Origin of the sequence: Chloracidobacterium sp., from assembly GCA_016716305.1 — a bacterium.
In the GTDB taxonomy this organism is placed as follows: Bacteria; Acidobacteriota; Blastocatellia; order Pyrinomonadales; family Pyrinomonadaceae; genus OLB17.
The window spans coordinates 426,466-436,452 of sequence record JADJWP010000001.1; the positions used below are offsets into that span (position 1 = coordinate 426,466).

7 protein-coding genes, 1 tRNA gene and 1 pseudogene are annotated in these 9,987 nt (G+C 52.7%); 5 read left to right on the top strand and 4 right to left on the bottom strand.

The window, feature by feature from the left end; all coding sequences use genetic code 11:
• Positions 1-35 precede the first annotated feature (35 nt).
• The gene (locus IPM28_01855; protein MBK9171739.1) at positions 36-791 is read left to right on the top strand and encodes a PilZ domain-containing protein; all 756 of its coding nucleotides are present in this window, start codon (positions 36-38) and stop codon (positions 789-791) included.
• A 15-nt stretch (positions 792-806) separates the two neighbouring features.
• Here IPM28_01855 and IPM28_01860 read toward each other — a convergent pair whose 3' ends face one another.
• On the bottom strand, positions 807-1,694 hold the full coding sequence (locus IPM28_01860) for a Fe-S cluster assembly protein HesB (protein ID MBK9171740.1): 888 nt from the start codon (positions 1,692-1,694) through the stop codon (positions 807-809).
• A gap of 267 nt (positions 1,695-1,961) precedes the next feature.
• Between IPM28_01860 and IPM28_01865 the strand changes: the two genes are divergently transcribed.
• The 3 genes from IPM28_01865 to pgsA all read left to right on the top strand — a co-directional run bounded on the left by IPM28_01865 (position 1,962) and on the right by pgsA (position 6,467).
• Positions 1,962-4,178, top strand: coding sequence for a DUF1800 domain-containing protein (locus IPM28_01865; protein MBK9171741.1), 2,217 nt, complete (start codon positions 1,962-1,964; stop codon positions 4,176-4,178).
• A gap of 5 nt (positions 4,179-4,183) precedes the next feature.
• Positions 4,184-5,482, top strand: coding sequence for a DUF1501 domain-containing protein (locus IPM28_01870; GenBank protein ID MBK9171742.1), 1,299 nt, complete (start codon positions 4,184-4,186; stop codon positions 5,480-5,482).
• A gap of 286 nt (positions 5,483-5,768) precedes the next feature.
• A complete protein-coding gene (gene pgsA, locus IPM28_01875; GenBank protein MBK9171743.1) occupies positions 5,769-6,467 on the top strand; it encodes a CDP-diacylglycerol--glycerol-3-phosphate 3-phosphatidyltransferase in 699 nt (232 codons plus the stop codon).
• A 37-nt stretch (positions 6,468-6,504) separates the two neighbouring features.
• Here the strand turns inward: pgsA and IPM28_01880 are convergent, their stop codons facing one another.
• Complete coding sequence (locus tag IPM28_01880; GenBank protein MBK9171744.1) at positions 6,505-7,458, bottom strand: hypothetical protein; 954 nt, start codon at positions 7,456-7,458, stop codon at positions 6,505-6,507.
• Between the two features lie 328 nt (positions 7,459-7,786).
• On the opposite strand from IPM28_01880, the gene IPM28_01885 reads away from it, so the two are divergent.
• Positions 7,787-7,862: transfer RNA gene (locus IPM28_01885), tRNA-Thr, on the top strand.
• Positions 7,863-8,017: 155 nt separating this feature from the next.
• Here the strand turns inward: IPM28_01885 and IPM28_01890 are convergent.
• Positions 8,018-9,122 (bottom strand): annotated as a pseudogene (locus IPM28_01890) (glucose 1-dehydrogenase).
• Between the two features lie 53 nt (positions 9,123-9,175).
• Positions 9,176-9,961, bottom strand: coding sequence for a hypothetical protein (locus IPM28_01895; GenBank protein MBK9171745.1), 786 nt, complete (start codon positions 9,959-9,961; stop codon positions 9,176-9,178).
• Between the last annotated feature and the right edge of the window lie 26 nt (positions 9,962-9,987).

Consider the following 9,987-nt stretch of genomic DNA (forward strand, 5'->3'; position numbering starts at 1 on the left):
TGCATTAAATCGATAGAAAAAACTTGGAGTAAAAAATGTCAGTCTCAACTGAAGCCACAGACATCACAGACGAACGGATCTTTATCACGCGACCGCCACTTAACGCGGTCGTGAAAGGCAAGGACGAGAACGGAGAGAGTTGGAAGGAGGTCGCCGACGTGGTTACGTATTCGATCACCGGAGCCGCTTTTTACATGCCCCGTGAATGCAAGACCGGACAACTCGTCTCGTTGATGCTTCCGCTGCCCGAAGAACTCCGCTGCTACGATCATGAGAAGGAATTCTACCGAGTATGGGGATTGGTCCAGCACTCAAGAGCCTCGGTTGTCGATGATATCGAGTGTTTTCACGTCGGGATCGCATTTATCGGCAAAAACGCACCGACCAGCTATCATAACGACCCGTCGCGGAGCTATCGCGTTTCCGGGATGAATGAAGATGGACTTTGGCGCGTTGCTCCGTTAAAAGGTGAGTTCAAGACCCGGCGGGACATCCGCTATTGGCAGGCGATCGATCTTTACCTCGCGCTTGTCGATTCCGACAAACAGTCGCTTGCTGGCGCCCGATCGGTGACCGAAAATATCAGCCGGAGCGGAGCTGCCGTGATCTCGAAACTCGACGCCGATGTAGGTGACCGAGTCAAGTTCATTAGCGAGGAATACGACTTTTCGGGGCTCGCAGTCGTCTGCAACCGACAAACCGGCGACGATCATCGAAGGCGGCTTCACCTTCAGTTCGTCGACGCAAAGTTCCCTGTTGAAAAGCTGAAAAGGTTGGACCCGGCAAAGTAATCCGGGCCTTTCAGGTCAATTTTTCGCAAACCAATCCTCGGTCATATCGCACCAGATCGCCAGACCGCGCCACTCACCGAACTTCCGGTAGTGGCGCTCTATCTTTTTATCGTCGCAAGTAATGCCGCGATTGTGCTTTTTATAGTATTGAGCCCGCAGCCAGGAATCGAGAGCGAGGCCGTCGTAACGTCCGAGAAGTTTTAGAAGATTTTCGGCCGCGTAATCGCCGATGCCCTTGATCTGTTTCAACTCCTTTTTCAGATCAGCCGTCGGGAGTTCTGAGCACAGCCAGCGTTCCGGATCAATGCGGCCCGTGGCCACTGACTCGGCGAGTTCGACAAAATACGGCGAGCGATAGCCCGCCCTGATCTCAGAGCGGTAGAATTCGGTATCCATTTCCGCCATTGCGGCGGCCGTCGGGAACGCCCTTCGTCCCGAAGGCGATTCTTCACCCAGACTGTCGACAAGATTCTTGACCATGTTCTTCGTCAGTCCCCAAGAGCAGTTCGTTGTACAGAGAGATTTGACGAGGTCCTCGAAGACGGTTGCCGACCGTAACATACGGCCTGCCCCCGACGCCGCAGCCCATTTCAACCCGGCGTCGGTTCCGGCGGCGGCATAAAATTCGCCATAGTCCTCTTCCATTCGAAGGATACGACACACCGAAGTCCGGACAAGTTCGCGGGAAACTCCGCGATCGAAGTCGACGACGATCGAGTCTTCCCGATCGGTCATTTTGATCTCGCTCACCGCGCCGCGAGAATCGCGTATAACGTAATTAAGAGTGCCTTCTTCCTCGTTAATCTCGAATGGCGCAAGGTCGTACCAACCGTGACCCTTGACGGTGTGAACAAAGCTGAACTCCTTTGGTTTTTGGATCTTGGTTCTCGATCTCGCTTTCATTGCCGAAAATTGTCATTTTCTGATATTTTTACATTCATTATTCATAATTTAACGACCAATCGAAATCGTCGTGCGTCAAATGTTGCATATCGCGGCGTTCGAAGCCAAAAAAGAATTCTAAAATCCTTGATTCTTTGTAAGTTTGTTATTATAGTAGCTGTAAAACAGCGTCAAACAACGTTCAAATTTCCCTCGAACGTTCTGTTTTTCAAGAAAGTTGGCCCCACAATTCGTTTACATTAAGGTTTTCTCGACGGAGGTTGGTTAATGATTAGCATTAGATTCCGCAGTGTGACGCGAACGCTGGTTTCGTGTCTGCTAACCCTAGTTGTCGCCGGAATGGCATCCGGCCAGGTCGATCCGAATCCGAATTCACCGACGCCAATCGTGCTTACTGAGGAAACCTCGACACGGGCGTTGACGGAACTCCCGACCCGCGGTCTAAGATCGGCGGGAAGGTCCGGTACGAAAGAATCTGCCTTTCAGCCGGGATCAAAGGTCAATATCTATGTGACCAACGTCGAACTCATGGACGGCGAAGGGGCAAACGCATTCAGGGTGTATGTCGAGGACTCGCGCGGGCGGCTTTATCGATTTCCGGTATTGGGCTTCTCGCCGGTGAACGGCGTCGATGGCCTTTATGTGCTGACAATGCTGCTCCGTGACGAGATCGGCTATTGGGAACAGCCAAATCCGGACGGCGATCTTCTTATCAGCGTCACCTGGCGCGGAATATCAAGCAACCGTGTCCGAATTGGTTTCGGCAAGACCGGCGGCGAACTCAAGGGCGATGCGGGCTCACAGCCAACGCCTTTCTCAGCCCTGAAGGACCTTAAGAAAGCAGGCACCATCGAACCGGAAACCTCAGACCTCGTAGGATATCGCTGGTCGGGCGACCGTATGCGTTTCCTACAGCAGGCGACATTTGGAGCAACTCCGGAACTCGACCATCGCATTCGCCGGATCGGCCTCCGAACGTACCTTGCCGAGCAGTTCGAGGCTCCGTATCCATCGGCAAACAACCCTTATCCCGATTTCCCGCTGAAATCGACAGATTCCGGTAACACAACGATCGGCTGCGGAATGTTCGATACGTCGACCCTCGAATACCGAATGTGTATCCGCAATCATTATTCGATGTACCCGGTTCAGAACTGGTTCATGAAAGAGGCCTTTTACGGCGAACCGCAGCTTCGCCATCGGGTATCATGGGCGCTTTCGCAGATCTGGGTCATCTCGGGCGCAGGCGGCGTTACCCAGCAGTCAAGCTGGATGATCGCGTACCACAAGCTGCTTTCTCAGCATGCTTTTGGGAATTACCGCAACCTGATGAAGGACATTACTCTCAATCCGGGAATGGGTAATTACCTTGACATGGCTCGCAGTACGAGAAATAACCCGAACGAAAACTATCCGCGCGAGATCCTTCAGCTATTCACGATCGGGCTGTTCATGCTGAACCAGGACGGAACGCTGATGCTCGACGGCCAGGGCAATCCGATCCCGACCTATGATCAGGGTGACGTTGACGAATTTACAAAGGTATTTACCGGTTGGTCTTTCTGTAACACCACGTGCCCGAATTCCGCCCCTGGGATCGTCAATTACAAGGATCCGATGATCCTTAATCAGAACAACCACAACATCACTGCAAAAACCCTGTTGTCCTATCCGAACGCCGTAAATCAGAACATACCGGCAAATCTCAACGGCAACACGGAACTCGACATGGCGTTGGACAATATTTTCTACCATCCGAACGTCGGGCCTTTCGTTAGTAAGTTGATGATCCAGCATTTGGTCACCAGCGACCCGACACCGGCATACGTCGGCCGTGTTGCGGCGGTGTTCAACAACAATGGTCTAGGCGTACGCGGTGATATGAAATCCGTCGTTCGCGCCATACTTCTTGATCCCGAAGCAAGGGGAGACATCAAGACCGATCCGAATTACGGTAAGCTTCGCGAGCCCGTTCAGCTTGTTACGAATGTTCTGAAAACATTTGGCGTAAAATCGGCCGATCTGACACAGCAGAGCGACGGTGTGGTAACGAACTACACTAACCCGCTTGCTCAGAACCCGTTCAATTCGCCGACTGTTTTCAACTATTACTCACCGGATTACGTAATTCCGGGAACGTCGCTGCTGGGCCCGGAATTTGGCATCATGACGACAGGCACATCCGTTGCCAGAGCCAATTTTGTCAATACCGCAACGTTTAGCCGAATAAACGTCGGCGAGACATCTCCGCTGGGAACGTCGATCGACCTCACGGAATGGGAAGCGCTTGCGGCAGCCGATCCGACCGGAAACCGTTTGTTGGATGAGCTGAATCACCGCATGCTTCACGGTCGCATGTCGGCAGCAATGCGGGCCGCGATCCTCCCTGCGTTTACGGCTGTTTCGGCGACAACGCCCAGAGCTCGAGCACAGGCTGCAATCTACTTAGTCGCGACCTCGTCGCAATTCCAAATACAGAGGTAAGAAAAATGAAAGAATCAAGACGAGATTTTCTAAAAAAATCAACGTGTGCCTTGAGCATGACGGCGATCGCGACTCAGGTTCAGCATATGGGCCTAATGAGTGCTCTTGCCCAGAAAATGGACGAGAAGCCGGAAGAGACCAATGTTGGCGGCGGCTACAAAGCCCTTGTGCTCATTTATTGGTCAGGCGGAAACGACGGCAACAATATGGTCATTCCAAACCATAGTGATGCCACGCTCAGTAACTATGCTGCGTATGCAGCGACCAGGAGCACGCAGGGCCTTGCACTCGACCAGGGCAGCCTGCTTCCGATCGCGGTCCCGCGGATGGGCGGTCTTACCTATGGGCTTCACCCGGCACTCGGTCCTGTTACCGGCGGCATTAACAACGGGATACATGAATTATGGGGTCAAGGCAAACTCGCGATCGTGACCAATTGCGGTACGCTTGTCCGCCCGATGACCAAGGCACAGTATCAGAACAATTCAGTGCCTAAACCGTATCAGCTGTTCTCGCATTCGGATCAGGTCAATCAAAGCCAAACGAGCATTGCCAACACTGCTGCCTTTACGGGCTGGGGTGGCCGTATATCTGACCGGCTGACCCAAACGAGCAATCCGGGCGGATTGGTACCGATGATCACGTCGATCGCAGGTGCACAGCTTTTCACTGCGGGGCAATTAACACTTCCGCTTGCGATAAACGACTCGAATACTTCGCTCGCAAATGTGCTGAACCCGGCTGGTTTTCCGAACAATACTGCCGGCAATGCGCGTAAGGCTGCATTCAATCAACTCAGAACGGTCGACCTCGAGTCGAATTATGTCGCAGCGGCAAGCAACGTGACCGAGCTGGCGATGCAGGCAAACGCGGCGTTGCAGACCTCTCAGGACGTGACCGTCACGTTTCCGAACACGAGTATCGGCCGGCAATTGCGGCAGATCGCTCGTTTGATAAAGAAACGTACCGACCTGAGTGTGACCCGCCAGATCTTCTTCTGCCAGATCGGCGGCTTCGACACTCATCAGGGCCAGCTTCCCCAACATACGACCCTGTTCTCGCAGTACAGCCAGGCCGTCCGTGCGTTTTACGACGAAATGGGCGTTCAGGGGGTTCAGAACGATGTGACGACCTTTACGCTTTCGGACTTTAATCGAACGATGAATCCCGCCGGAACCGGGGCGAACGTTGGTACCGACCATGCCTGGGGGAACCACATGTTCGTTATTGGTGGTTCGGTCTCGGCGGAGACTTTTACGGGATCAACACGACGAACGGAACTCCGTTTCCGACGCTGGTCATAGGCACAAGCGGCCCCGACGACACCAACAGCGGATCAGGCGCCCGTGGACGATGGATACCGACGACATCTGTCGAACAGTATGCCGCCACGCTCGCGCGTTGGTATGGACTGCCAGAAAACCAGATGGCAGAGGTCTTTCCGAACATCGGCAATTTCGCCAGTACGAACCTTGGGTTCATGCCGTAGCACCGGATAGATCATCAGAAAACGGAAGGGGCGGAGCCATCCGCCTCTTTTTTTGTTGGTCTTGAATTTCCGCTTCACAGGACATAAACTCTTTAGCGACCGTGAACCTGCCAAACTACTTAACCTTTGCACGGATCGTGATCGTCCCGCTGCTGGTCGTGGTATTGCTGACGCCGCTTGCCGAACGTTGGTTCGGAATAAGCGGCTACGCACTGGCCATTGTGATCTTTCTGATCGCATCTGCAACCGATATACTCGACGGACACCTTGCTCGACGGCGTAATCAGGTCTCGACGCTGGGGAAATTCCTCGATCCGATCGCAGACAAACTGCTTGTGTCAGCGGCCCTGATCGTCCTGGTCGAAAAGAACCTCGCACCATCATGGGCAGTAGTGATAATTCTCGGACGCGAGTTCATCGTTACAGGACTTCGGTCGGTCGCTGCGGCTGAGGGCATCATAATTCAGGCCCAGCTATCCGGAAAGATCAAGATGTGGGCGCAATCGATCGCGATCGTCGCCTTGCTCGTTGCCGCCGCAAATGGAAAACCGCCGGTCTCAAACTTCGGCTTGGAATATCCGGCGATCACCTTTTGGGAAGTTGCCGAAGTGCGGACGGCCTTTACGAATCTTAGCTCATTCGCATTGACTGCGAATGACTGGAAGGTGTTTGGATATTTGGTCGGAAGGGGTGCTTTGTGGGTTTCGGTCTTTATGGCAATTTGGTCAATGTACGCCTACTTCGCATTCTTCTTTCGTTCTAAGCAAGAAAACGAGAACGAAAATGAGGCTGACGTTTAATGCGCCAGCCTCATCGGTTTTACCAGTTGTTTCGGCCCTATTGGATCTCGACCCAATCGCCGGTGTGGATCTCCTGAACCGTGCGGGTGATCACAACAGTTGCAGTTCTTTCTTTGACGTTGAGAATTACACCCTCACCTATGACCTTTCGTATATCTGACGGTCGCCCGTCTTTTGCGTCCGGTGTCGTCACGACCTGCCCATTTGCATTATCGCCCTTTTTGCGTGCTGCCTGATTTGAGAATCGGCCGCCTCGGTATGTCAGGCTCTGAAAACCCTCGACACGTGCGCTGACGGATTCCGGCGGACCGTTGAGAATGTTTCCCTTCCCTAGCGGCCGGAATATGGTCAAGTAATCACCGATCTTCGCATTGTCCTCGGATCCAAGATCGACAAATACGATCTGGTCGCGAGTTATCATTTCCTGATTATCGCGTGCCATGAACAAACGGCCCATTGCCTTTCCGCTCGGATCTGCGTACCGGTCAAGCGACGGACGCTCAACAAATTTCGGACTCGTCCGCTGTTGCCACGGCTGAACGAGGTCACCCAACAGCATTACGTCGCACGAGTTTCGGACGCGTGCCACGGAAACCTCGGCTTTGACTCGAACGATCTCGACCGTTCCGATCTCCTGGACGTATTGGCCGAGCTCACCCTTATTGGTCCACCGGGTCTTCACCTGTCCTCTCGGCCGAACGACCGACATGATGTCGCCAACCTTGACGCCGCGGTTAGCACCGATATTGAGATATACGTCATTGCTTTGCGAATAAAGAAATCCGTCCTGTTCCTCGGTCGCACCGATAAGCCGCCTTTCTGTGTTCATCGGCGAGTTCTGAACGAATCCGGCACAGTAAAGATTGTTTCGTTCGGCAACGGTATCCGGGGTGTAAGCGACTGTCTGGGCCAAAGAGGTCGTCGAGAACACCGAAAGTGCGAAAACGAATCCGGCCGGGAGGCCTCGTTTGAAAAAGTTTTGAAAACTCACAATTTTCTCCTTTTTTGCTTAACTATGCTGACGTGATTTCCAGGGCTGAGCCTAATTTGGAAATGAATCGGGCGAGTTATTTGAATGGCGTGGCCCTTTGGCCTACGCTTTATTGTATCGTTACTCCCAGCTATGCGTCAACAATTTTGTTTATTGTTTAACAATGATCGATCGCGGAAGTTCGACCCGCGGTGCTCTGCATCAGAGGCCAACATCACGATGCGGACAGGTGCGATTCGAAATAACGAAAGAGCCGAGACTCCTTGCCATTCGAAGATCGACTTTGTTAGTATTTTCGCTTGCCTCGCTCCCGTTGGACCGCAGCATCGCCGGTGTAGCTCAGTTGGTAGAGCAGTTGATTTGTAATCATCAGGTCGGGGGTTCAAGTCCCTTCACCGGCTCCAAATTATTCGATCGCTTGCGTGTGCATTGGCACTCCTTGAATTCGATCCGGTCGTTACCTCCGTTGACGTTGATCAACATCTGAAGGTTGGATTTAGTTCAAAGTGTCGCCTCGAAGTCAAATTTTAGCGCCCGATGCCCTTCTGCTTCCTGAGAACTAAGTCCTTTGATCTTCGAGTTCGCAGTAAGCCTTGATCACGCCCTTGCTATTCGACAGATGGTCGAAAAGTTTTTCGAATTCTTCGAGACCGTTCACTCTGTGCGTCAAAAGCCGGCTTAGCCAGTCGCCGTATTCGAGGACCGCCGCTGAAAGGTCCTTTACGCCGATCTCGAAGTACTCACGATTTGCATTGACGGTGCCTACCATCACCTTGTTTCCCAACACGAAATCGAGGTTGATCCGGTCGGCCGGAACTTCGACCTTTCGATCGCCGCCGGTCACGCTGGAAAGCACCAGCACGCCATTCTTTGCAAGTGCCTGCATCGCATCAAAGACGATGGGCGAAAAGCCGGTTGCCTCAAAAATGATATCGAATCCGCCGTTTTGCGCCGAATAGTCGTGAATAGCAACATCGTCTGTTGAAACGTACGTCGCTCCCAACTCTTCAATAAGGTCAGAATTGAGATATGGCTTCGGCGTGCGGCCAAATGTTACGACATCGATCCCACGTAAGCGAAATACCAACGTCGCAAGCAATCCTATTGCCGCCCATCACGGCGGCTCGTTTCGGCTTCCAGACCCGCAAGCGTCTTTGGATCTCATACGCCTGTGTAACGCCTTTCTGCACAACCGTCATCGGTTCCAGCAGGACGCCCACATCTTTAAGTCCACGCGGCACCTTAACGACAAATTCGGCGTCATCGACGTAATACTCTGACAGATACCCGTGACGCAGATTGATGCCGCGCTCGAAATACACGTCATCGGTGGTCATATCGTTTGTGCCGATGAGATCGTAAATACTCGACCCCGGGCGGCGAACCGTTGCCACCACATAGTCGCCCTTTTTTAGCTCGCGAACATTTGGGCCGACTTCTTCGACAACTCCAAAGCCCTCGTGTCCTATGACAAGAAAATTCTCTCCGATCGGTGCTGCACCGTACTCGGCATTATTGATCTCCTTGTCGGTACCATCGACACCGACGCGAAGGACCTTGACCAACACGCCTCGGCCATTCGGAATTTCCGCAATGTCCGGCATCGGCATCTCAACTAAATGGGCAGAGTTCTTGATCCCAGGTTGTATTGCAATTGCTTTCATGATCTATGAATTCAGACAGGTTCCTTCTTTTCGCGACATCGGGCCAACGGCCCTCATTCTTTTTCTAAGCTGCAAACGCCCGCGTCCATGCGGGTTTTACGTCTAATCCCTGTAAGTGTTCGCATCACTCGTTTTGGCTCGCCGAGATCGCACCACCCGACGTCGCCGACTCGCAGCACCAAGAGTTCATCTGTCGCCTTTTCCAAAACGTCCTGGGAAAAATTTACATCGGTGATCCGTTCGTAGATCGAACTGATCATTGAAGACTCGCCTGCTGTACCTAACGCTGGCGCCGATGCGACAAACACACGATAGAGATCCGGAAGATGCTTTCGGAACATCTCGAGAAATCCTCTTGCTTTGCCGACCATCACGAAACTGTTCCAGAGACACCTTTGTTCCTTCAGTTTCCGGGCCGTCCGATGAGATGGTTTTTCCCAAAACCGCTTCACCCGGCTGACCGAATGCGTAAGACCGCCGAAAAGCGATTCGACCGGCTCGATCCACCCGTACGACGTCTCCGCTTTCGTTGCCTCAAAACCAAGCAAAACGACCGAATGGGGGTTTATTTCGACGGCACGAAATGCGCTTTCCACCATTTCCATAAATTCTTCGTTGTCCGAGAAATAATGATCTGAAGGAAAGAAGGCGACCGTTGCTTCAGGCGAATTATTTGCGATACGCAATAGGCTATAGAGTATCGCAGGAGCGGTACCTCTGTTGATCGGCTGAACTACCCGGTTCGCTTCTGAAACATCCCAAAGAGAGTGTTTGTAAAACGGTTCATGTTTCTGAGTCAGGCTGAAGAATGTGTTCTCGGGCTTGATCTTCAATGCCACCCGATCGCGTGTCTCCTCCAACAACG

Bases quoted from the DNA above. Each gene is read 5' to 3' on its own strand.
- IPM28_01855 (MBK9171739.1), top strand. From the start codon at position 36: ATGTCAGTCTCAACTGAAGCCACAGACATCACAGACGAACGGATCTTT.
- IPM28_01860 (MBK9171740.1), bottom strand. From the start codon at position 1,694: ATGAAAGCGAGATCGAGAACCAAGATCCAAAAACCAAAGGAGTTCAGC.
- IPM28_01865 (MBK9171741.1), top strand. From the start codon at position 1,962: ATGATTAGCATTAGATTCCGCAGTGTGACGCGAACGCTGGTTTCGTGT.
- IPM28_01870 (MBK9171742.1), top strand. From the start codon at position 4,184: ATGAAAGAATCAAGACGAGATTTTCTAAAAAAATCAACGTGTGCCTTG.